This is a genomic window from Sedimenticola selenatireducens (assembly GCF_963675335.2).
Classification (GTDB): domain Bacteria; phylum Pseudomonadota; class Gammaproteobacteria; order Chromatiales; family Chromatiaceae; genus Sedimenticola; species Sedimenticola selenatireducens.
Map to the genome: position 1 here is coordinate 499,412 of NZ_CAXXYC010000003.1, position 22,230 is coordinate 521,641.

Here is a 22,230-nt window from a genome sequence, read left to right on the forward strand (position 1 = left end):
GAGTATTGAAAAATGGCTATGCAAGAAAAACTTGAAAAAAATATCTGGGCATTGGTGATCGTTACCGGATTGGTGCTCAGTGTGGGCGGTATTGTTGAGATCGTGCCGCTGTTTTATCTGGACAGCACCATGGAGCACAACAAGCATCCAGAGATTGTCTGGCAGCGTAAGGCTCAACAGGCGCTGTCCGATCACCAGCCGGGAGATGGCATGCGTCCCTATACAGCGCTTGAGCTGGCAGGTCGTGATGTCTATATCCGTGAAGGCTGCTATCTCTGTCACTCCCAGATGGTCCGCCCGTTCCGTGATGAAAAAGAGCGCTATGGCCACTACTCGCTGGCTTCCGAGTCGATGTACGACCACCCCTTCCAGTGGGGATCAAAGCGTACCGGCCCGGATATTGCCAGACTGGGTGGCAAGTACTCCGACGACTGGCACCGTAAACATCTGCGCGCACCCCGTTCAGTAGTACCCGAGTCGGTCATGCCCAATTATCCCTGGCTGCAGCATGCCGAACTGGATGGTGAAACCATGCAGTCCCATATGCGCGGTATGCAGCGACTCGGTGTTCCTTACACAGAAGCCGATATCGACGCGGCGCCGGAGCTGTTGAAGGGCAAGAACGAAGAGGATGCGGTGGTCGCGTTCCTGCAGGTGCTGGGTACCATGGTCAAGCTGGACGAAAGCAAGGTCTATCGTGAATAGTTTAAAAGACTATTTTTCGACCGATTTACAGGCGATGACCACCAACGATTGGGTGGGCACCATCCTCACCGTGGTCATCTTTCTGTTAATGCTTGGTCTGTATGTTTATGTCTTGCGTCCAAAAAAACGGGAGCACTTCGAAAAACAGAAGCATATCCCGATGGACGATGAACAGATAAATAGCGGAGATAAAAATGGCGGATAACAATCCATTTCCGGGTGAAAACAATACCGGACATATTTGGGACGATAATCTGCGGGAACTCGATAATCCGGCACCCCGCTGGTGGATGATCGCCTTCTGGGCATCCATTCTCTGGGTGATCGGTTATGCGATTCTCTATCCCATGATTCCCGGGCTCAGCGGTTACACCAAGGGCATCATGGGCTGGACCCAGATGGGCGAATACAAGGAAGGCCTTGATGAGGTTCAGATGGTTCGCGCGGAGTTCGAGACCAAACTGCAGGGGATGACGGCCAAGGAGATTCTGGCGGATGAGGGTCTCTCCAGTTACACCATCGCCTCGGCCAAGGTGCTGTTTGGTGACAACTGTGCAGCCTGTCATGGATCCAATGGTCAGGGTGGTCCCGGTTATCCGGTACTCGCCGATGACAACTGGATATACGGCGGTGCGGTGGAAACCATTGAGCAGACCATCACCAATGGCCGCATGGGTATCATGCCGGCCCAGGCAAATCTGCTGACCGATGAGGAGTTGGATAAACTGGCTGCTGCAGTGATGTCCGGAAACCCGGCGGCAGAACCCCTGTTCATGGAGAAGGCGTGTTTTGCCTGCCATGGCCCTGACGGCAAAGGTATGCAGGCACTGGGATCAGCTAACCTGACTGACGCTATCTGGCGCTTTAATGAGGCGGATCAACTGGCCAGTGTCAAACAGACCATCAAGCACGGCGTCAACGACACGTCCGACCCCCTGACCCGGGAGGCGGTTATGCCCAAGTTTGGAGATCGTCTGTCAAAAGATGAGATCAAAAAGCTGGCCGTATATGTGTATAAATTCGGTGGTGGCCAGTAAGCACGTGTTTTAATCCTTGTTGCATGGAGATTGAATCTCCATGCAGCAAAAACATTCAGGTTGTCTGTATCTGGGGAGGTATACGATGAATGTAGATGCTGTCGCTGTAGCGTCCTTTGCGGCTATCGCAATTTGCGTAGTGATTGTTGGTTATCTTGGCTTCAAGGTGAAGGGGCTGATCAACAAGGATGCAAAGGTCCACAAGGAGTAAAACCCTCGTTGACATAGGCGTATGAAAAAGGGGGGTGAACCCCCTTTTTTAATGGTGATATAATGCAGGTTAGTTATTGACAAATCGCATTTTTTTCAGCCCGCCCTTTCAGTAAACTGGTGCCCGGTACGTTGAGATTCATAACGGCATATTTATCCCCCATGGGCGCCAGTCTACAGCTGTTATTAGAGGAGTGATTTCGTTGAGCGTCAATCCACAATCAAAGCACGATGCGGTAGTCGATGAATTGTATGCGGAGGCGGGTCACTGGAAGATCAATACAGGTGAAGAGAAGATTCACGCCAAGCGCATTCCGGGGAAATGGCGCATCTGGAAGTGGCTGGCCAGCCTGGTCTGGCTGCCGTTCTTTCTGGTGCCCTATCTGCGTTGGGATGACCGCCAGGCAATCCTGTTCGATATTCCAAACCGCCAGTTCCATCTACTAGGCGTCACTATCCTGCCGCAGGATTTCTGGATGCTCTCCCTGCTGCTGCTTTTCTTTGCCATCCTGTTGGCGGTGGTGACGGCCCTGGCCGGGCGGGTGTGGTGCGGATTTTTCTGTTTCCAGACGGTCTGGACCGATATCTTCACCTGGTTTGAAGAGAAACTGGAGGGCTCACCGCAAAAACGCAAGAAACTGGATCAGGGCCCGCTTACTTTCACCAAGGTCCGGGTCAAGGCGACCAAGCATCTTATCTGGATTGTCATCTCCGCTTTGACCGGAATTTCGTTTGTTGCCTGGTTTATGGATGCCTATCAGCTCTGGGCCGACCTGGTTAGCTTCAATATCGGCATTACGGCGGGTGTTACCATTCTCCTTTTCATTGGCGGCACCTACGGACTTGCCGGATATCTGCGGGAACAGACCTGCTTCTGGCTCTGTCCCTACGCCCGTATTCAGGGTGTGATGGTGGATAATACAACGGCTGTTCCTACCTATGACTTTCATCGTGGAGAGCCACGTGGGCGGGTGAAGAAAGGGTCCAGCGAGGCGCAGCGGACGACCGGCGACTGTGTCGACTGTAACCAGTGCGTGGCGGTTTGTCCCACTGGAGTGGACATCCGGCATGGTCAGCAGGAGGGTTGTATTACCTGCGCCCTCTGTATCGATGCCTGTGATGCGGTGATGGAGAAGCTGGACCGACCCAAAGGTCTTATCCGCTATGAGTCGCTGGATGTGCTTAACGGCAAAGAAGAACGGCCGCTACTCAAGCGTCCGCGAGTCTGGGTCTACAGCTTGGTGCTGCTGTTGTCAGTAACCGGTATCGGTTACGGCATGGCGACGTTGGATGCCATTGAAATCAAGGTAATACATTCCAGGCAACCGCTCTATGTATTGCAAAGTGATGGCTCTATCCAGAACAAATACACCATCAAGGTGCTCAATAAACTGACTGAAGATTTACAGGTGACGATTAGTGCACCGGATATCGAGGGTCTGGTGCTGGTAGGTGCGGAGGAACCCGTGACGGCGCGTAAAGGGATGGTGACACCCCGCACCCTGTTTGTGCGCATCCCGCGTGACAAGCTGAAAGTTGAATCACAGCCACTGGTATTTTACGCGGAGACGACTGATAGCAACGGCAAACGGTTGAGTAGTAAGCGTGAGAGTGTGTTCATCGGTCCGAAGTAGGGTCGAGACGATAATTTTCGAAGAAAGCAATTAACAGACAGCCTCCCGATAGTCTATTTACCGGGCGCTGCAGCAAGAGGTTCACGTGACTGAGATGACCGATAAACAATCTCCCTGGCGAAACCCCTGGGTACAGGGATGGATCGGTTTGCTGGTGGTGTTTATTGCCGCCAACATGGTGATGATCTATCTGGCCGTCAGCCACAGTCCGGGATTGGTCGTGGATGACTATTATGAGCGTGGTCAGGACTATGAAAAGAACATGCTTAAACGTCAGGCTAAAAATCCTGGTTGGCAGATGAAGGTGATTGCTCCTGAACGCGTGGATGTCGCCATGCCGGCCCGTTACGGGGTGCGCATTGTCGGTAAGGATGGTTATCCGGTGTCGCCCGATTCGGTCACTTTTTACGCTTACCGTCCCGCCAATGCCAAACTGGACTTCTCCGTACCCATGGAGGCCACCGATTCCGGTATTTATGAAGCCGATATCAGCTTCCCCAGTCTGGGCGTGTGGGATATCCTTATCAGCGCAAAGCATGGGGATGATGAATATAATCTGTCACACAGGGTCAGCGCGGGCGTCAATTAAGTCAGTTACCGCTGGATGGTCTGGTCACACCAGTCGTCCAGCAGGACCACCGTCCAGTGTTATCCTATTCTCCCTGCCGGACAGCAATGTCCGGCTTATTCATTTTTAGTTGAAAAATTGCTGTCCTCTATCCGATGCTTTTTGGTTCGGTAGATGGGATGGTAACGTAGCGGGAGGAGAGTGGTCTCGGGTGGTTTCAGAAAGTCAGAAACAGTGTTTTCACTGCACACTGCCGGTGTCGCCAGACAATGAAGTGGTGTCGGCGATTAAAGGCGAATCTCGCAGCTTCTGCTGTATCGGCTGCAAATCGGTCTGTGAAGCGATCTATGCCGCCGGTCTTGACGGCTTTTATCGTCGCATGTACGACGGTACGGCCCTGGCACCACCACCTGAGCTCCCCAGGGAACTTGCACTGTATGACCTGGATGAAGTGCAGGAGGAGTTTGTTGATACCCTCGGAGAGACCCGGGAGATCCATCTGCTGGTGGAGGGCATCCACTGTGCCGCCTGTGTCTGGCTGATCGAACACTCACTATTGGGCCTCGCGGGCGTCAAGCAGGCGCGGGTCAATCTCTCCGGACGGCGGCTGCATGTGGTCTGGGACAACAGTCGCTTGAAACTATCCGATATTATCCGCCGGCTGGGGCGGATCGGTTACGCCGCAGTGCCCTACGATCCCGATGCGGCAGAGGATCGTCTGAAGCGAGAGAACCGGCACCTGCTTTATCGTATGGGGTTTGCCGGATTCACCATGATGAATCTGCTCTGGATCTCCATCGCGCTCTATAGCGGGGCTGATAAGGGTGAATTTCGAACGCTGTTTCAGTGGGTCGGTTTCGCCCTGGCGACGCCAACCCTGCTCTATTCGGGTTACCCGTTTTTTAAAGGGGCCTGGTCCGGTATCCGCCATCTCCATCTGGGTATGGATGTGCCGATTGCAATCGGCGCCGGTATCACCTACCTCTACTCGATCTATGTGATGCTGAGTGGATCGGTTACCGGCGAGGTTTACTATGACACGGTGGTCAATTTCATTTTTGTTATCCTGGTTGGACGCTATCTGGAGGCTATATCCAAACGTCAGGCGGTGGCTTCGACCCAGCGTCTGCTGGACCTGCAGCCGCGAGTGGCCACGCTGTTGTCGGATGCTGGAGAGAAGGTGGTACCGATTCGTTCGATCAAGCAGGGAGACCGTGTGCTGATCAGGCCCGGAGAGCGAATTCCGACGGACGGTGTGGTACTGGAGGGCCAAAGTGCGGTTGATGAGGCCATGTTGACCGGCGAGTCTGTCCCGGTGCAGAAATCGCCGCAGATGACCGTCTCGGCCGGCACGATCAATGGACATGGTGCGTTGCAGGTTGAAGTGACCGGGCTGCTGAAAGACAGCGCGCTTGGAAGAATTATCCGCCTGGTAGAGGAGGCGCAGGCGAGCAAGGCGCCAATCCAGTGCGTGGCGGACCGGATCGTGCCCTGGTTTGTCGCCATTACCATCGGTCTGGCAACGGCCACTTTCTTCTGGTGGCTGAATAGCGACTTCGAGACCGCTTTGATGGCGGCGACGGCCGTGCTGATCATTACCTGCCCCTGTGCCTTTGGCCTGGCCACACCCATGTCCATTGCCGTGGCTACCGGCCTGGGTGCACGCCACGGTATCCTGATCAGAAACGGTGATGTACTGGAACGATTTTCATCCATTGATCATTTTGTGTTTGATAAAACGGGTACCCTGACCGAAGGGGCGATGCGGGTTACCGTGATCCAGACCGGAAGTTCGCAATGGAGTCCCGGTGACCCGGTGAACGACGAGATCCGGGAACTGCTGGGAAAACTGCTGGCGGTTGAGCAGTTTTCCGAGCATCCGGTGGCTGCGGCCCTGACAGCCTGTGCCGAGTCAGCCGGCTGGAAGCGGCAGCAGTTGCAGGTAAAGGAGTTTGTTAATCGACCCGGCCAGGGTGTCTCGGCCATTGTGGAAGGTGTGGTTGTGGTGATTGGCAATGCCGCATGGATGCGGGCCAACGGTGTCGCGGCCGAGCCGGCTTTCCAGGCGCTGGCCGCGCACCTGGATCAGATCGGTACCGGTTCACTGTACTGCGCGGTGAACGGTATTGAGTATGCCCTGATGGGTGTGGAAGATCCTCTGAGAAAGGATGCGGCCGGCCTGGTGGCGGATCTCAAGGCTGCGGGTATGCAGCTGACCATGCTCAGCGGTGACCGCCAGCGGACCGCCGAGGCGATTGCCGCCCGCCTGGGCGGCATGCCGGTGATTGCCGAGGTGCTGCCGGAGCAAAAGGATCAGGTGATTGACAGTCTGCAAAAGAATGAGCACCGGGTGGCGATGGTGGGCGACGGGGTGAATGATGCTCCGGCGCTGGTGCGGGCGGATGTGGGGATTGCGCTGGGTTCGGGGACCGATGTTTCGATTGCCAGCGCCGATATCGTGCTGATGAGCAGTGAACTGGATAAGGTACGACTGGCTTCGGCGCTCTCCCGGCGAACCTTGCGTACCATCCGCCAGAATATCGGTATCTCGATAGCGTATAATTTGATCATGGTGCCGCTGGCAATGTCGGCGTTTGTAACGCCACTGGTTGCAGCAATCTCAATGCCAATCAGTTCACTGCTGGTGATCGGTAACGCAGCGCGCATTCGCACTCTGTTCAAAGGCGGGCAATAATGAGCGACTATGTGGAAATTGGAGTAGCCGGATGGACGTGATCTACGGTTTGATTCCCGGCATGTTGATTCTTGGCCTGGTGGGAGTGGTGGTGTTTTTCTGGGCCGCTAAAAGCGGTCAGTTCGAGGACCTGGAGGGCGAAGCCAGTCGCATCCTGATGGACGATGATCTGACGGAGAGCAGGTCCACACCACCCGATGAGGGTACAAAGGACGCTGCCGAGGATAACCCGGATAAAACCGGTTAGCGGCATTTGCTGCAATTAATTCCCCGGTGACCCTCCAGCCCGAGCATGCGCGAATAGCGCTTTTTATAGCCGCACCTGCACGGTAATTGACAAGAGGCTAAGTGATGGATAACCGGGTTACATCTTATAAATCAGCGGGCAGGTCGTATCAGTGAGCATGAATGATCCATTTGGACGGGTACGGCAGAAACAGCAGAGCAGCTATGACTCGCTAAGGCGTTCGCTGATAGAGGCAGGGGTCGGCACCCGTGGCGCCGCCGAATCGGTGTTGAAGAGCATGTTGCAGCGGGCGGCTGTTATCACACTGCTGGTTATGCTGGCGACAGCGGTGGTGGTGCTGTTTCTTCCGCAGATGCGGGCCGCTGCCTTGACCTTGGCGTTCATTATCCTGTTTTGGCTGCTAGTTACGACAATGAATGGTTACAGCTTTGTCAGGCGCTATATCAAGGAAGAGTTATCTGTTGAAAAGGAGTGTTGACGCGGCGGTTGGGCAATGATGTCGGGTTCCGTCTTTGGCTAACCCGACTTACCGGCGGCAGGATGGGCGAAGCTTGCATGCCCATCACCTCCCTGACTGAAACCCGGTTAGTTTTGTAGCGGTTTCAGTACCTGGTCGAAGTTGGCCGGATTGATATACTGGAACACCTCTTTACCTTCCGGGTTGACGGCGATATCCAGTCCCTTAGCCGGATAGAGCCAGTGCGTGGTCGGTGATTCCGTTTCTTTGATTTTCTGTTCGGGGTCACCAAAACGGCTGGCAATCAACGCCTCATCCAGATCAGCGGCAGGGATATAGGTGATGAACGCGATCTTTTCCTGCGCCAGCCTTTCCATATCGCTACTGGAAAGCTCCACCTTTCGGGTGTCATCGCCCAACTTGCTGATCCGCTCACCGCGTTCAAACATCTCTTTCGCCTGCTTCTCGGTAAGCTCAAGATTGAGCACAACATCGGCCTTCAGACCGCTGATATAGATGCGTTGGAAATAGACCTCCACCATATAGCGGTTTTCCGGGGTCAGAAAGAGGCTGGCCTTACCCTGTGACTGGAAACTTTGGCGGGCCTCACCCAGGTTGCTTTTCCCCAGGACTATGCCGAATACCGAGAGATTTCCCTGGCTGTCCAGCCGCAGATCCCAGGGAAGCCTGGGATTCTCTTCAACCGTGCGCCCGCCCGGTAACAGGATTGCGGCGGCCAGGGCGATCAGGGTGGCGGTCAGTATGCCGAGAAAGATTTTGCGTTCCACCAGTTTCACCTGCCTGCGGATGGGTTCTGTTGACTGAGTACTAATCTGAGAATCTGTGGGGTGTTGTGAATTGTCATGTCGGTCAATCACGTCGGACTGCTATTCTAACCGACAATGGATCTGGAGAATATGGTGCAACGGTTATGGGCAACACGCTTTGGTTTATCAATCTGCTGAAAGATCACCCCTGGATTGGTTTTCTGATTGGCCTTGCCTTTGTCACGGTCATGTTCGGATCAAAGAATCTGGTGATCTATTTCTACTCACGCCACAAGTCGAAACAGACCAATCAGTCAAGATGATGCTGCTCTGCTTTCCCAATTGATACTTGATGAGCTCCTATCCCCCCAGAAACAGCCGCTCCACCTCGGGATTTTCCAGCAATTCCTCGCCGTGACCGGCCATGGCGACCTGTCCGGAGACCAACACATAACCGATGTCGGCAAACTCAAGACCCTTGGTGGCGTTCTGCTCCACCAGCACGATGGTTTTGCCATCCTGATGTTGCAGGTCGTCGAGGATCTCAAACACCCTGTCGATATAGCGCGGTTCCAGCCCGATGGACGGCTCGTCCACCAGCAGTACTTCGGGTTGCATAATCAGTGCCCGTGAGATCTCCAACAAGCGTCGCTCGCCACCGGACAGCACCCCGGCTCGTTGCCGGCGCCGCTCTCCCAGTCGGGGATACTTTTCCAGCACCTGTTCAGTGGCTTCGTGCACTGCCTGGCGGTTGTTCAACAGATAGCCGCCCATGTTCAGGTTCTCTTCCACCGTCATGTCGGGAAAGACCGAGTTGTCCTGCAGGATGTAGGCGATGCGGGCGTGGCGCAGTTTATCCTTTGCGCTGAGGTGGGTGATCTCGCGCTCACCCATGTGTATGTGCCCGCCGGTGATGTTGGTGAAACCGTAGATCGAATGCAGCACAGTGGACTTGCCCGCGCCATTGGGACCGATCAGACAGAGCGATTGTCCCTGGCCTACGTAAAGATCGACCTGGTGCAGGATCTCCATGCGACCGTAGCCGGCCGTCAGGGATTCGATGTGCAGGCGGGGTGCTCCATCGGCCAACGCAACCAAGGCCTTACGGTCGGGGCCCTGGGCGGCGATGCGCCCGGCCTGACGTGCCACCTCATCGACGGACAGCGCAGTCTTCACGCTGCCCAGTCCATAGTCTTTTTTTGAACGTTGCTCGCTCATTGGGTCCCCAGATAGGCGTCGATAACCTGTTGATTGGTGCGGATCTGCTCCGGGGTCCCCGAGGCCAACAGCCGGCCGCGGGAGAGGCAATGCAGCTCCTGCGCCAGGTTCATGATGACTCGCATGTTATGTTCGATCACCAGCAGGGTAATGCCGAGTTGCTCGTTGACTCGCTGCAGCCGCTCGATAATACCGTTGATCAGGGTGGGATTGATCCCTGCGGTGGGTTCGTCGAGTAGCAGCAGTTTGGGCTCGTTCATCAATGCCATGGCAAACTCGAGCAGCTTCTGCTGACCAAACGAGAGATCGCCAGCCAGCAGGTGGCGTTTGCTGTGCAGGCCGACAAACTCGAGCAACGCCCCTGCCTTGTCCCGGTCTTCGCGTGGAGAACGCACCAGCATACTCCAGAGCCCTTCATGGCTGTGCGGTGTGCTGATGAGCATGTTTTGCACACAGTTCATCCCGCCGTAGATGCGAGTCTGCTGGAAGGTGCGCAACAGCCCGCGACGGGCGATTTGCGGCCCCCGCAGTTGGGTGATCTCCCGGCCTTCAAAGCGAATCGATCCAGCATCCACCGGGTAGTAACCGACGATAGTGTTAAACAGCGTAGTCTTGCCCGAGCCGTTGGGGCCGATCAGTCCGATGATACCGCCCTCGGGGACGCTCAGGCTGATCGCCTCATTGGCGATGATGCCGCCAAAGCGTTTACTGACCCCTTGCACCTCGAGCAGGGCCATCAGGAAGACTCCTCATTGTGCCGGGCTTCGCTGTCCACACGGTGTCCAAAACGTTCGGGCCAGCGTTCTTGTACCCAACCCAGGATCCCCTGGGGGAAGAACACCACGATCGCCACTATGAGGGCACCCAGGGCCACCCGCTGCCACCCGAACAGGAAATTCCAGAACAGCTCCTGGGTCAGGTGGAACAGGGCCGCGCCCAGCACCGGGCCCCAGACGGTACCCTTGCCGCCCAGAATGGCCATGAGAATCATCCAGACGCCAAAGGTGGCGCCGGAGAAGGCCACATCGCGCGGATCGATGAACCCGATCAGGTTGCCCACGGCGCCGCCGGTCAGGGCGAGGAAAAAGGCCGCCACGCCCCAGGCCACGGTCTTGTATCGGGTGGTGTGCAGTCCCATGGCCTCGGCCTTGTCCTCGTCGTCGCGGATGGCATTGATGGCCAGCCCAAAGCGGCTCTGGTACAAGCGACGCAACACGAAAAAACAAGACACAGTGAATGACAGTGCCAGGAAATAGTAAAACAGGTTACGCGCGCCGATCTCGCCCGGATATTGTGGGGTGACCATGCCTGAGCCGGCCCCGACATACTCCCAGCCCCCGGCAATCTCGCCGGCCGCCACTCCAAGTCCCAGGGTGCAGATGGCGAAATAGTGACCCCGCATGCCAAGTACCCCCGCACCCAGCAGCGTTGCCACGGCAGTGCTGACCAGGCCAGCGCAAACAAGCCCCAGCGCCAGGGCCACAAAATAATCCAGTCCGGAATCGCGCTGAACGATGGCGCAGGCGTAGGCGCCGATGCCAAAGAACAGGATGTTGCCAAAGGAGTTGTAGCCCATCTGGCCGCCCAGCAGGTCCCAGGTCAGGGCGAACAGGATCATGACCCAGAGAAAGGTGAACTGGGTGATGAAATTGGGCAGCAGCCAGGGGATGACCAGGGCTGCCAGACCGACCCCGATTATCAATAGGAGTTCGGGTGTCCGGTTCATTTCAGGTACTGCCGCTTGCGGCCCAGCAGGAGATTGCGCGCCAGCAGAATGATGACCAGCAGTGAGAATACGAAGGCGGCCTGGTACTCCACTCCCAGCACAAAACCGGCAAAATTTTCCGCCGCACCAAGCCCCAGACCGGCGCCGATAACCCCCAGCAGATTCCCCAGGCCGGCCACCACGACGATCATGAAGGCGCGAATGGTATAGACCAGGCCGAAATAGGGGTGAATGATCCAGGTCATGGCCACCAGGGCACCGGCGGCGCCGCAGATGGCGGCGTTCAGGGCAAAGGTGGTGGCATAGACCCGGTCGGTGTCGATGCCCATGATACGGGCCGCGCGGGCATTTTGCGCAGTTGCCCGAATGGCCTGTCCCAGGCGTGATTTTTTCAGAAACAGCCACAGCGCACCGCCGGTCAGTACCGCGATCAGCGCGGCGGCCAGCTTGATGTTGGCGATGGTCACCATGCCATCAAACAGAAAGCTGGTCCCCAGTGCGCCCTCGGCCGTGCGTACGTCGGCACCAAAGATCTGATTGGCCAGTTGCTGGAGCAGGATGCTGATGCCGAAGGTGGCCAGCAGTGAGATAAACAGGTCGCGGTCGACAATGCGAAAGATCACCAGTCGATAGATCAGCCAGCCGAGAATATACAGCAGCACCGCCGCCAGCGGCACGCCCAGCATGGGGTGGATACCGGCATCGGCCAGCAGCACCGCGACAAACCCGCCCAGCATGACATATTCGCCCTGGGACACATTGATGATGTTCATCACCCCCCAGACCAGGGCCATGCCGTAGGCAGCCAATGCAAAGATGGAGCCGGCCAGCAGACCATCCAGCAGGAGTTGCACCAGCAGGATAGGCGCTTCAAGCAGGATGGCAATGTTGTCCATGGCAGGGTCCCGATGATGACCGGGGCATCAGCCGATGCCGCGGCGTTGTTATGGCCCGGCTTCCCGCTTTCTGGATTAGCGCTCTGACCAGGGCGGTGTCGGGTGGCGCAGCTTGGACGAGGCCCATTGGGTGGGCGCGACCACGTTGTAGTTACCGTCCTGCACCTGATACAGCACCATGGGTTTGGCGATATTCTTGCCCGAATCGTCAAAGTCGATGTTGCCGTAGAAGGTCTGGCGGTTGGTAGCCGCCAGGGCGTCGCGTACCTGCTCCTTGTCGATGGAGCCGGCGCGCTGGAAGGCATCCACAAAGGTCAGCACCGTGGCGGTGCTCTCGGCGGCCTGGTAGGGCGGTGCATAGTCATATTCGCTTTCAAACAGCTGGGCGTATTCTTCGGCCGTGCCAAACCATTCGTCCCGGTAATTGAGATGGCGATCCCACTGGGAAGCGCACAGCGCGTACTCGGCGGCCTTGCCGAATTTTTCAATTACCTGGGCCGAATCACAATGGGTCAGGGCCAGCATCGGGACATCGACCTTCATCTCCGAAACCTGACGAATGGCCAAAGCCGCCCCCTTGGCATGTCCCGAGACCACCAGCAGATTGGGCTTGAGAGCGCGCACCTTGGTCAGGGAGGTGGACATGTCGTTGATCTCCGGGGGGAGTTTGTCGTCGATGACCATTTTCATGCCGTGACGTTTGGCGTCGTCCAGCACTCCGGCCCGGACGTCCTGAGAGAAGGGGTCGTTTTCAAACACACCGGCGATGCGTACGTCGGCCGGGTCCTTACCCATGGCACGTGCCTGCTCCGCAGCCAGATCAACGGCCGACTGGAGATACTGTTCGGAGGTGGAGAGAACCGCGAACAGGTAGCGGTAACCCTGGGTGAATAGTGCGCGCGAGGCGCCGTTGCCTTCAACCATCGGAACTTTGTACTTCTCGGTGACGGGTGCGATAGCCTTGGTGAGGCCGGAACTGTACGGTCCCAGGATAAAATTCACCTTGTCCTGGTTGATCAGTCGTTCGATCAACTGGGCTCCGCGCGCCGGTGTGGACTCGTCATCGTAATAGATGATCTGCAGGAGATAGGTGTTGTCGCCCACCTTGACACCGCCGTTCTCGTTGATGCGTTTGACGGCAAGGTCGTAGCCGTTCTTGGTGTGCTTGCCGTTAGTGGAGTACTTACCGGTAAAAGAGACGGCGGCACCCAGGGTAATCGTGTCCGCCGCATACACGGATATGGTGGCGAAAACAGACCACGCGAGGGTGAACGTGCATAGAATCAGCAGGGATTTGGTCATCCTCAAACTCATAACGTCCTCCTTTTCGATTTAGGCGGCTGGGCTGTATTTGACGAGTTATATGCATACCAGCGTTTCACGGTGGCATCCTCATGAGCCAGTCGCGCAGCAGGCGATAGAATATTGATCGGCATCCCACAGATGGTGCTTATACCTTCATAGTAGAACAGCCGGTTAGGAACGCAAGACTGTTCCATCAGCCGGTTCAATCATTCCCGATTTTGGATAAATCCGATAATTCAATGTGCTGGGGAGTATTTCTGAGATACCTGATCAGCTTAGACTTTGCTGGCCGGCGGCTCTGGAGATCTCGAGGCAGCAGTCGGTAAAAACTGCAATGGCCAATCGGGTCAGTCCTGCGCAGTCTGTAAGAGTAAACCGGAATATAAGAATATACCTTGCCACAGGATCGCAACCCTACTGGGGTATTTTGCTACTGTGGCGATCTGAGGAATACTTGCAGACAGTGTGACATCCTGTGCCAGATTTGGGATGGGATGGGTGATTTGTCAAGGTTCCTGTTCGACTTACCCGGTACATAGGCACATTTAATTTTTCTTCTTCCAAATTACCCCAAAAAAAAAATACCATATTTATCAGGATGTTTGAGTGCAGTTTGGTGTGTGCCTCGGTCGGTGAGCCGGAAATGGCACCAGGCGTTCCATAAAAGACGGCATATAAATTGCGTTATCTGCCGATTAAGATGGGTTTGCTCACGTTGTAAACAGACGTTTTGCGCAAAAGCCTATCAGGGATGACCTGAAAAAAGGGCATTCATAATTTAAGTTGATCGCTCAAGAATCAACAGGTTTGCAAGACCGTGAAACGCAGTAGTCATTTATAACATTCGCTATGAGGAGGGTATGTTTCATGCCATTAGCTTTGATGTTCGCAACTGAACCCGGATGACCGACGGCTTGTTTGATTTGTACTGTTCTCCAATAGCAGCAGCCATTAGCTCCGGTGGTATAGCGGCCTGTGGGAGATTCAGTTGTCCACCAATCATTGTAGAGGTATCAGAATATGCTTGATTTCCTATATCAAACGGGCTGGGGTGCATTTACCTTAATGCTCCTGTTTCAAATTCCTTTCCTGCTTGTATTTCCCTATATCGTCTATCGGAAGTGTTTTGTTAACCCAAAACCGAGTAATACCAATCCAAGAAAAATAACGCGCCTGGAAACGGTATGGATGATTATCGCGATTGCGCTTTTCGTGATCGTGAATCTGTTCAGCATAAGCTACATGCCGATGTCCAGAACCGCAGCGACAGAAAAAACAGCCGCGGTTATTCAGGATGTCGATGTGACTGCACGTTCCTGGAGCTACGAAATTTCCAATCGACAGTTTGAAGTTGGAAAGCCCGTTCGCTTCTCTGTAAAAAGCGTCGATACGATGCACGGTTTTACCGTCTATCACCCGAATGGAAAAATACTCTTCAACATGATGCTGATTCCCGGATTGGAGAAGCCTTCATCACTCGTCTACACATTTACCGAACCGGGTAAATATAAGGTGCGCTGTCTGGAGTATTGCGGAATCGCCCATCACGGAATGCAAGATGAACTGACGGTCGTAAAAAGCGACGGTTAAGTTCAGGCACAGTACAAGAGGATTTTAATATGCTAACTGCAACAATAAGACGTACCCCAATCCTGGGGAAAATGTTTGATGTCGATGAGAGCACCGGGCTGTCCGATATCAATACCTGGCCGGCCATGATGATTATGACATCGTTTGTCTGGTTGATCGTGGCGATTTTGCTGGGTGCGCTGATGCCGGTTATTCAGATGGCGGAATTGGATACCAATCTCTTCTATTCAGCAATCACGCTGCATGGTGCGGCATTGGCTTTCCCGTTCCTGTTTCAGTTCATGATGGGCATCAGTCTGCACCGGTCGGGTGGCTGTATGGGTAAGTCGGCGTCAGGAAAACTGACCACGTTGATTTACCTCTGTATGAATGGCGGTGCCGTGCTATTAACCCTGGCGGTGTTGGGCGGATTGAAAATCACCTACACCGTTATGTATCCGCTACCCCTGGTGGGTGCGCAGATGGGCGCGTGGAGCATGAACATGGTGGTGCTCGGGTTTACCGGTATCGCACTGGTTCTGACTTCTATTATCTTCCTCTATCCATTACAGATCATCCGCATGTCCTTCTTTGGCAAGCAGCGTGAAGAGTTGTTGCTGTCGGCGCGCACCCTTAAGGACCCCGGCATGCTCGGCATGGTGATGTCGGTCATGATCCTGCTTGTAACGGGGACACCGTTGATGATTGTTGCAGGTGCCTTGTTGCTGGCGCTTTATGGTATCGTTCCGCTGGAGGCGATAACCTGGGCCTCCGAGCCCGTGGTCTTTCAGTATGTGTTCTATATTTTTGCACACAATCTGATGGAAGCCATGGCCATCATGGTGATCAGTGCCGTTTACGCCACATTGCCGCTCTACCTGGCGGATGGAACCCGCAAACTGTACAGCGACAAGCTGGCCAACCTGGCTCTTTGGATACTGCTGGTTACCTCGGTTACCTCCTTCTTCCATCACTTCTATACCACTAACCCGGGGCTCCCTTCCGCGCTCGCCTATCACGGTAACTTCATGAGTTGGGCAACCGGTGTTGGTGCCGCGCTTTCGACATTCACTATTCTGGCGACTATCTGGAAACATGGCATAAAACCGGAACCTGGCCTGATGGCTATCCTGGCCGGATTTGTTGTCTATATCCTGGATGGTGTCAATGCCATGGTGGCGGGGAATATCGCCGTATCGTATCAGATACACGGTACCCTCTGGGTGGGTGGTCATGCGATGTCGGTTCTGATCGCCATGTGCCTGATGTGGATGGGTGTTCTATATCACCACTATCCGGTAATCACCGGCAAAAAGCTGGATAAAAAACTCGGCAGTCGTTTTGTAACGCTCTATTTTATTGGTGCGGTTGGCCTGCTGTACTCTTTTGCGGCAGGTGGTGCCATGGGTATGCCAAGACGCTTTGCCGATTGGGGTGCCGGTCCTGATGGTTGGATGATGGTAGGCATTGCTATCCTGATATTTGGTCTTTTCCTGATAGCCGGATTTGTCACCTACATGCAGAACTTCATGAGGTCGAGATCCATTTCATGAGGTTAATCGTGTTACCCAGGTGTAGGGGTGCGACACAATAGTGTGCCGCGCTTGTCGAGCGGGCAGGTAGATAGATACCTCCCGGAGCCTGCCCGCTTCGACATTTAACGCTATATATTCGACAACCGGCCAACAGAGTCGGATGTGAAGATTGAGGTGGGATGGCATGATTAAACAGCTGGTTAATCTATTTAAGCTGAGAATAGGCTTTATCATGATGCTGACAGCGCTCGTGGCGATGGCGGCCACGCCCGGGCGTTCGGTCACTTTGACTGAAATGATTGTTCTGGCGCTCACCGTGCTAGTCGCGGCCGCCAGTGCCGGCGCGTTCAATCAGTACTACGAGACAGATCTCGATGCACTGATGGCGCGTACCAGAAATCGACCTTTTGTGACCGGTGTGTTAACCAAGGGACCATTCTGGTTAATGGTGATCAATGGGTTGCTGTTCGTGAGCGTGGCGATTGCTGCTGTGGTTCTGAACGGCATGGCGGCACTCTACATTTTTCTCGGCGCCTTTTTTTATGCTGTGGTCTACACCGTCTGGTTAAAGCGGCGTACCTGGATGAATATTGTGATTGGCGGAGCCTCGGGCAGTTTTGCCGTGCTGGCTGGAGCCGCTGCCGTTGATCCGGTACTGACACCGGTTCCCATACAGCTGGCACTGGTCCTGTTTTTCTGGACACCTTCCCATTTCTGGAGTCTGGCGATTGCCCAGAACAAGGATTATGCCGCCGCTGGCGTGCCCATGCTGCCTGCCATAGCGGGCAACGAGTATGCAGCCAAGGTAGTACTGGGGAATACGCTGATCCTGGTCGCCATTTCCATAATGCCCTATTTTTACGGTATGGGATGGCTGTATCTTCTGGGGGCGGTGAGTGGTGGCGGATATTTTCTCTATCGAAACCTGAAAATGATTCAGGATGCGGGAAAGAAAAATGCCATGGCGAGCTTCTTTGCTTCACTGATACAGCTCTCGTTATTATTGATAGGAACAGTACTCGATGTGTTACTTTTGTCGTAAGCCGGGGTTAAGCGTTCGACAGTGAGAAGATAAGGATTACGAATGGATTGCAAACTGTGTGGTTTGCCAACACCCAATCCCCCTGTTCAGCAGGACGGCCATGTCTTCTGTTGCTATGGGTGCAGCACTGTCTATGAACACTTCGGTGAGGCGGTGTTGGATTCGTATAAACTGATTGAAGAGGTTGGGCCTGCTTTACCTCCTGAAGGTAAAGAGGCCTTTCTTCGAATCGAAGGGATGCACTGTGCTTCTTGCGAATTCATGCTCAAAAAATTGGGAGAGCGGGCGAAGGGTGTGCTCGATGTAACCGCCTGCTATGCAACATCCACCGCCAAGGTGACTTTTGATCCGGATATCATTGATGAGTCCGATCTACCCCGGGTGTTAAGTCATGCCGGTTACAGGGCGGGTTTCAGATCCGAGGTTATCGAGCAGCGCGATAATGATCTGTCACTACTCAGGCTGCTCACCGGGGTGAGTCTGTCTGCTATCGTCATGATGCTGTATCTGGCATTTTTTTATCCGAGCAATCTTGGGTTGGTGCCTGCGGAAGACCTTGAATCAATGCGTTGGCTGGCGTTCTATGCAGCGCCACGTGTGATGTTTCTCCTAACCACGGTTCTGATCTTCTACGTCGGTTTTCCCATACTGCGTGGAGCATGGATCGGGGTCAGGGCCGGCGCCTTGAATATGGATAACCTGCTTGCCATTGCTGTACTGGCCGCCTACGGGTACAGCATCCATCAGATGTGGATCGGATCCCATGATCTCTATTTCGATGTCGCCGCAGTTATTGTGACTGTGGTAACGGCCGGAAGATTCTTTGAAAAAAATGCCAAGCTCGATGCTACAGCGGAACTTTCCCGGATAATTTCCGCCTGGAATCCGAAGATAAGGGTGATTCAGGATGAGGGTTTTGTTGAAAAGAGTATGGATGCGCTTCACCCGGGTGACCGCTTTGTTGTAACACAGGGGGAGTTCATACCCGTTAACGGAACCATATTCCAGGGCGTTGGCGCGCTGGATGAGTCGCTCATGACAGGCGAGCCCCATCCGGTGACGCGAGGCGCAGGCGCAGAGGTTTTGGGTGGGACAACCCTGGTTGAGGGTGAACTGACTGTGACGGTAGGTGAGTCAGTTGAGAGTCAGATGGAGGCATTGACCCGTATTCTCTGGCGTGCCCAGAGTACGTCGGATGGTCTGCTTGGAATGGCCGACCGATTCGCCCGGGTGTTCGTGCCCCTGGTTCTGGTCCTGGCGGCCGGAATTACGTCAGGCTTGTTGCTGAATGGTGCTTCGACCGGTACAGCCCTGCTGGCCGGGTTGGCCACGCTGATTGTCTCCTGCCCCTGCACATTTGGATTGGCTGTACCGCTGACTACCGCTGCTGCCGTCAGCACGGCTCTCAAGCACGGCATCATCATCGGTCGCTCGGCGGCGTACGAAAAATCCGCGCACATAAAATCCATTGCACTTGATAAGACAGGCACCCTGTCGACGGGAAAAATGCAGGTTACAGCGGTTTACGGTCCACCTGAGGTTGAATGGTATTCCGCCGCCGTTGAACGCTTTTCACAACACCCGGTTGCCAATGCCATCGCGCGACTGGATGCCAGGTATGAGGCAATCAACCCGGTTATTCATCCCGGTAAGGGGGCCGAGGCTTTGGTTGATGGGAAACGGGTGGTGGTCGGTAGCCAGACACTTTTCAGATTGTTGAATTGGACCATTCCGGATCAGCTTCAAGCCCAGGTCAAGGGTGCACCCGCAGGTGGCGTGGTGTCCTATGTTGGCTGGGCAGGTATGGCGATAGGCGCTATCGTGACGGGTGACCAGCCTCGTCCCGGTTGGAAAAAATTTGTTGCTGAATTGCGGCAACAGTATCGGGTTGTCATGCTAACCGGTGCGGAGCGGACGGATGGGTATGAGTCCGCCGTGGATATGCATCATGCGGGCGTACCCCCTGAAACCAAGGCAGTCATTGTCAGGCAGCTGCGTGAGGAGGGGGGCGTTGTCATGATTGGCGACGGGAGTAATGATGGGCCGGCGTTGGCGGCAGCGAACCTGGGTATCGCTTTCGGTGTGCCCACATCATTGGCAGCCGATGCCGCTGATCTGATTATTCCGGGTGACAGGCTGGATCGCATTACCATTGCACTCGACCTGTTGGGCAGTGTACGTCGCCGGGTGCACCAGAACATAGGCTGGGCACTATTGTATAATGCCATAGCAATTCCTCTGGCTTTGTCGGGCATGTTGAATCCGCTATTTGCGGCACTGGCGATGGCATCAAGCAGTATTCTGGTGGTGTGGAACTCGTCCCGATCACTGGAACAGGATAGCTGGCATGTGCTACAGGATGAGGCTTGTCCGTCTGGACCTGATGATTGGTCCAGGCTGGGGAGTAAAGTCCCTCTTGAAACAGCAGGGACCTGATTGCTGGTGAATCCTCAGGTTTTCAGTGATTTGATCATTTCAATCATTGTTTGGTTCGCCTGGGCATTCGGCGCTTCCATGAAGTTAATGACATAACTGTCACTCATCTCACACACACCTATACTGCGTGGCCGCACTGCCAATACCTCTGGAGTTGGCAGTTCCATACCAAAGCAGAAGACGATATTCTTGGCCGCACATATGTGCGGGTTGATTTCCCCGTTCAGTTTCTTTGTGTGTTGATACTGATCAAAGATGTCAATATAAGCGATGACCGGATGATCCTGAATCATCTGCTTCAGATCGGCAATGATTTCATCAACACTGTTGTGTCGGATTTCGTCTTTAGCATAACTGATCTCATACAGTGAGTACTTTTCCTTAAAAATCTTCTGCTTCATCGTTTTCTCGTTTTATTAAATGGGAATGATAATAGGGGGCAGGATCAGATCAGCCGTTGCCTGAAATACTCTCTTAACCAGTAGCTGTAACAGTTTGCGGATCTGATCTGCTGGCGAATCGATTCCAGTCTATACCAGCCCCAGTCGTCCGCTTCGTCAGGGTCCGGGTTTACCGGGCCGGTATAGTTGCCAAAAAAGAGATGAACTATCTCGTTCTCAATCATCTCTCCGCCGACATTGGCTTCATAGTGGGTCACAGCCCGCCATGTCAGGTCGCAGCGGATACCCATCTCCTCAGCCAATCTTCGATGGGCGGCAGCCGGCAGACTTTCATCAGGTCGTGGATGCCCACAGGCTGCATTCGCCCATAAACCGGCGGAGTGATATTTTTTGCGACTTCTCCGCTGCAGTAGAATGTTAGAGCCGTTTAGTAATATAACCGAGAATGCCCGGTGTCTCAGGCCCTCACGGTGTGAGGCCATTTTTTCGCCCACGCCTATTTGCCGGTCATGGGCATCTACCAGTACAACGTATTCCTCCATATCCGACCTCTTTTAAAAAAGTGAACGGCCAGTGCCAAGGTTCAATCAGATTCCAAAGAGACGCCGAAGCAAACTCAAAAATCCGCTTCGTGGTGGTTCATTGTAATCTGATTGTGGCGCAGTTACCGCTGTTAGGGTATTGGCCGAATAGCCTATCGAAGTGCCGTTGTCCATATCCGCCCGCAGCGCATGCAGTTGTTGGTAATGTCGTAACAGGGTTGAGTCTGTAGGCGCTCTTTTCAGCGCTTCATACTGGCTCATTTTTTCTGCTGTCAGGGCATGTCTTCTGAGTACGCTATCTTCTGGATAGTTTGATAACACCAGGCACCTCCGATCGCTTTTGATGTTTAATGATCTGTTACACTCTGTTAGAGTTTCCTGATCCTTGATAAGGCAGCACGCTAACACTGTTGAAATCTAAATGGTTTTATCCTTGGTTATCAGCGCATAGGCTGAGTGATTGTGTATCGACTCGAAATTTTCTGACTCCACGCTATATGCTGAAATACGTTTCTCGGCGTTCAGTCGGTTTGCAATATCCCGCACGATATCTTCAACAAATTTGGGATTGTCATACGCCTTCTCCGTGACATATTTTTCATCGGGTCGTTTGAGGACGGAAAACAGATCGCAGGAAGCTTCTCCCTCGATCAACTCAATCAGCTCCTCAATCCAGATGAATCCGCCAATACGCGCAGTCACCGTGATCATGGATCGCTGGTTGTGGGCGCCATATTCCGAAATGCCCTTCGAGCAGGGGCAGAGGCTGGTGGCTGGAACCGCAACCCTGATACTTACAGCCAGTTCATTCTTATTCAATTCGCCAATAAAACTGATGTCATAGTCCATAAGACTTTTTACCCCGGAAACCGGTGCCGACTTTTCGATAAAGTAGGGGAAATGCATCTCTACATGGCTGGTCTCCGCCTCCAGCCGGTCGTTGATTTCAAACAGCATTTCGTGAAAGGAGCGCACGGTGATCTCTTTTTCATGTTCGTTGATAATTTCAATAAAGCGTGACATGTGCGTACCCTTGAAATGCTGGGGCAGGCTGACATAGAGGCTGAAGTCAGCAATTGTGCGCTGTTCACCACCGCTTCTGTCTTTCACCAGGGCGGGGTGACGAATGCCTTTGACACCCACTTTGTTGATGGGTATCTGTCGTTTGTCGGCTCTGTTTTGTACATCTTCCAGGGCGAGGGCAAGGTTGTTCATTCAGATTCTCCAGTGTTGAGAGCGG

24 protein-coding genes are annotated in these 22,230 nt (G+C 54.2%); 14 read left to right on the top strand and 10 right to left on the bottom strand.

Annotated elements, in window-relative coordinates; genetic code table 11:
- Positions 1-12: 12 nt before the first annotated feature.
- The 9 genes from ccoO (at position 13) to ACHZBF_RS06095 (ending at position 7,574) form a co-directional block, all read left to right on the top strand.
- The gene (gene ccoO / locus ACHZBF_RS06055; protein ID WP_029132968.1) at positions 13-705 is read left to right on the top strand and encodes a cytochrome-c oxidase, cbb3-type subunit II; all 693 of its coding nucleotides are present in this window, start codon (positions 13-15) and stop codon (positions 703-705) included.
- The gene (locus ACHZBF_RS06060) at positions 698-910 is read left to right on the top strand and encodes a cbb3-type cytochrome c oxidase subunit 3 (protein ID WP_273439092.1); all 213 of its coding nucleotides are present in this window, start codon (positions 698-700) and stop codon (positions 908-910) included. The genes ccoO and ACHZBF_RS06060 overlap by 8 nt, the downstream gene beginning before the upstream one ends.
- Positions 900-1,742 (top strand): cytochrome-c oxidase, cbb3-type subunit III, encoded by an 843-nt coding sequence (gene ccoP, locus ACHZBF_RS06065; protein WP_321527922.1) that lies wholly within the window; start codon positions 900-902, stop codon positions 1,740-1,742. The genes ACHZBF_RS06060 and ccoP overlap by 11 nt, the downstream gene beginning before the upstream one ends.
- Before the next feature lie 85 nt (positions 1,743-1,827).
- Entirely contained in the window at positions 1,828-1,953 is a 126-nt protein-coding gene (locus ACHZBF_RS06070) for a hypothetical protein (protein WP_321527923.1), read from the top strand.
- A 202-nt stretch (positions 1,954-2,155) separates the two neighbouring features.
- A complete protein-coding gene (gene ccoG / locus ACHZBF_RS06075) occupies positions 2,156-3,586 on the top strand; it encodes a cytochrome c oxidase accessory protein CcoG (RefSeq protein ID WP_321527924.1) in 1,431 nt (476 codons plus the stop codon).
- Between the two features lie 94 nt (positions 3,587-3,680).
- Positions 3,681-4,175, top strand: coding sequence for a FixH family protein (locus ACHZBF_RS06080; protein WP_321527925.1), 495 nt, complete (start codon positions 3,681-3,683; stop codon positions 4,173-4,175).
- Between the two features lie 190 nt (positions 4,176-4,365).
- On the top strand, positions 4,366-6,849 hold the full coding sequence (locus ACHZBF_RS06085; RefSeq protein ID WP_321527926.1) for a heavy metal translocating P-type ATPase: 2,484 nt from the start codon (positions 4,366-4,368) through the stop codon (positions 6,847-6,849).
- Positions 6,850-6,880: 31 nt separating this feature from the next.
- Positions 6,881-7,096 (top strand): cbb3-type cytochrome oxidase assembly protein CcoS, encoded by a 216-nt coding sequence (gene ccoS, locus ACHZBF_RS06090; RefSeq protein ID WP_321527927.1) that lies wholly within the window; start codon positions 6,881-6,883, stop codon positions 7,094-7,096.
- Between the two features lie 157 nt (positions 7,097-7,253).
- Positions 7,254-7,574, top strand: a complete 321-nt coding sequence (locus ACHZBF_RS06095; protein ID WP_273439084.1) for a hypothetical protein — start codon at positions 7,254-7,256, stop codon at positions 7,572-7,574.
- Positions 7,575-7,681: 107 nt separating this feature from the next.
- On the opposite strand, the gene ACHZBF_RS06100 is transcribed toward ACHZBF_RS06095, so the two are convergent.
- Complete coding sequence (locus ACHZBF_RS06100) at positions 7,682-8,341, bottom strand: hypothetical protein (RefSeq protein WP_029132975.1); 660 nt, start codon at positions 8,339-8,341, stop codon at positions 7,682-7,684.
- Positions 8,342-8,484: 143 nt separating this feature from the next.
- On the opposite strand from ACHZBF_RS06100, the gene ACHZBF_RS06105 reads away from it, so the two are divergent.
- Complete coding sequence (locus tag ACHZBF_RS06105) at positions 8,485-8,643, top strand: hypothetical protein (protein WP_273439083.1); 159 nt, start codon at positions 8,485-8,487, stop codon at positions 8,641-8,643.
- Between the two features lie 37 nt (positions 8,644-8,680).
- On the opposite strand, the gene ACHZBF_RS06110 is transcribed toward ACHZBF_RS06105, so the two are convergent.
- From ACHZBF_RS06110 to ACHZBF_RS06130, 5 genes are all read right to left on the bottom strand, one after another.
- The gene (locus ACHZBF_RS06110; RefSeq protein ID WP_273439081.1) at positions 8,681-9,538 is read right to left on the bottom strand and encodes an ABC transporter ATP-binding protein; all 858 of its coding nucleotides are present in this window, start codon (positions 9,536-9,538) and stop codon (positions 8,681-8,683) included.
- Positions 9,535-10,275 carry an ABC transporter ATP-binding protein gene (locus tag ACHZBF_RS06115; protein WP_321527928.1) on the bottom strand — a complete coding sequence of 247 codons (741 nt, stop codon included), beginning with the start codon at positions 10,273-10,275 and terminating at the stop codon, positions 9,535-9,537. Before ACHZBF_RS06115 ends, ACHZBF_RS06110 begins: the two co-directional genes overlap by 4 nt.
- Entirely contained in the window at positions 10,275-11,264 is a 990-nt protein-coding gene (locus tag ACHZBF_RS06120) for a branched-chain amino acid ABC transporter permease (RefSeq protein ID WP_321527929.1), read from the bottom strand. Before ACHZBF_RS06120 ends, ACHZBF_RS06115 begins: the two co-directional genes overlap by 1 nt.
- On the bottom strand, positions 11,261-12,160 hold the full coding sequence (locus tag ACHZBF_RS06125; RefSeq protein WP_321527930.1) for a branched-chain amino acid ABC transporter permease: 900 nt from the start codon (positions 12,158-12,160) through the stop codon (positions 11,261-11,263). Before ACHZBF_RS06125 ends, ACHZBF_RS06120 begins: the two co-directional genes overlap by 4 nt.
- A gap of 75 nt (positions 12,161-12,235) precedes the next feature.
- Complete coding sequence (locus ACHZBF_RS06130) at positions 12,236-13,474, bottom strand: amino acid ABC transporter substrate-binding protein (RefSeq protein WP_321527931.1); 1,239 nt, start codon at positions 13,472-13,474, stop codon at positions 12,236-12,238.
- A gap of 1,011 nt (positions 13,475-14,485) precedes the next feature.
- Here ACHZBF_RS06130 and ACHZBF_RS06135 point away from each other — a divergent pair.
- From ACHZBF_RS06135 to ACHZBF_RS06150, 4 genes are all read left to right on the top strand, one after another.
- The gene (locus ACHZBF_RS06135; protein ID WP_321527932.1) at positions 14,486-15,055 is read left to right on the top strand and encodes a cupredoxin domain-containing protein; all 570 of its coding nucleotides are present in this window, start codon (positions 14,486-14,488) and stop codon (positions 15,053-15,055) included.
- A 29-nt stretch (positions 15,056-15,084) separates the two neighbouring features.
- Positions 15,085-16,587: a cbb3-type cytochrome c oxidase subunit I gene (locus ACHZBF_RS06140; RefSeq protein ID WP_321527933.1), complete on the top strand. Its 1,503-nt coding sequence runs from the start codon at positions 15,085-15,087 to the stop codon at positions 16,585-16,587.
- A 166-nt stretch (positions 16,588-16,753) separates the two neighbouring features.
- Positions 16,754-17,611, top strand: a complete 858-nt coding sequence (gene cyoE / locus ACHZBF_RS06145) for a heme o synthase (protein ID WP_273439072.1) — start codon at positions 16,754-16,756, stop codon at positions 17,609-17,611.
- Positions 17,612-17,653: 42 nt separating this feature from the next.
- Positions 17,654-20,047, top strand: coding sequence for a heavy metal translocating P-type ATPase (locus tag ACHZBF_RS06150; protein WP_321527934.1), 2,394 nt, complete (start codon positions 17,654-17,656; stop codon positions 20,045-20,047).
- A 14-nt stretch (positions 20,048-20,061) separates the two neighbouring features.
- Here the strand turns inward: ACHZBF_RS06150 and ACHZBF_RS06155 are convergent, their stop codons facing one another.
- From ACHZBF_RS06155 to folE2, 4 genes are all read right to left on the bottom strand, one after another.
- Positions 20,062-20,448, bottom strand: a complete 387-nt coding sequence (locus tag ACHZBF_RS06155) for a DUF6858 family protein (RefSeq protein ID WP_029132979.1) — start codon at positions 20,446-20,448, stop codon at positions 20,062-20,064.
- Between the two features lie 44 nt (positions 20,449-20,492).
- Positions 20,493-20,990, bottom strand: a complete 498-nt coding sequence (idi, locus tag ACHZBF_RS06160; protein WP_029132980.1) for an isopentenyl-diphosphate Delta-isomerase — start codon at positions 20,988-20,990, stop codon at positions 20,493-20,495.
- 45 nt (positions 20,991-21,035) lie between these two features.
- Entirely contained in the window at positions 21,036-21,311 is a 276-nt protein-coding gene (locus ACHZBF_RS06165; RefSeq protein WP_157606758.1) for a hypothetical protein, read from the bottom strand.
- A gap of 96 nt (positions 21,312-21,407) precedes the next feature.
- Positions 21,408-22,205, bottom strand: a complete 798-nt coding sequence (gene folE2 / locus ACHZBF_RS06170) for a GTP cyclohydrolase FolE2 (RefSeq protein WP_029132981.1) — start codon at positions 22,203-22,205, stop codon at positions 21,408-21,410.
- Between the last annotated feature and the right edge of the window lie 25 nt (positions 22,206-22,230).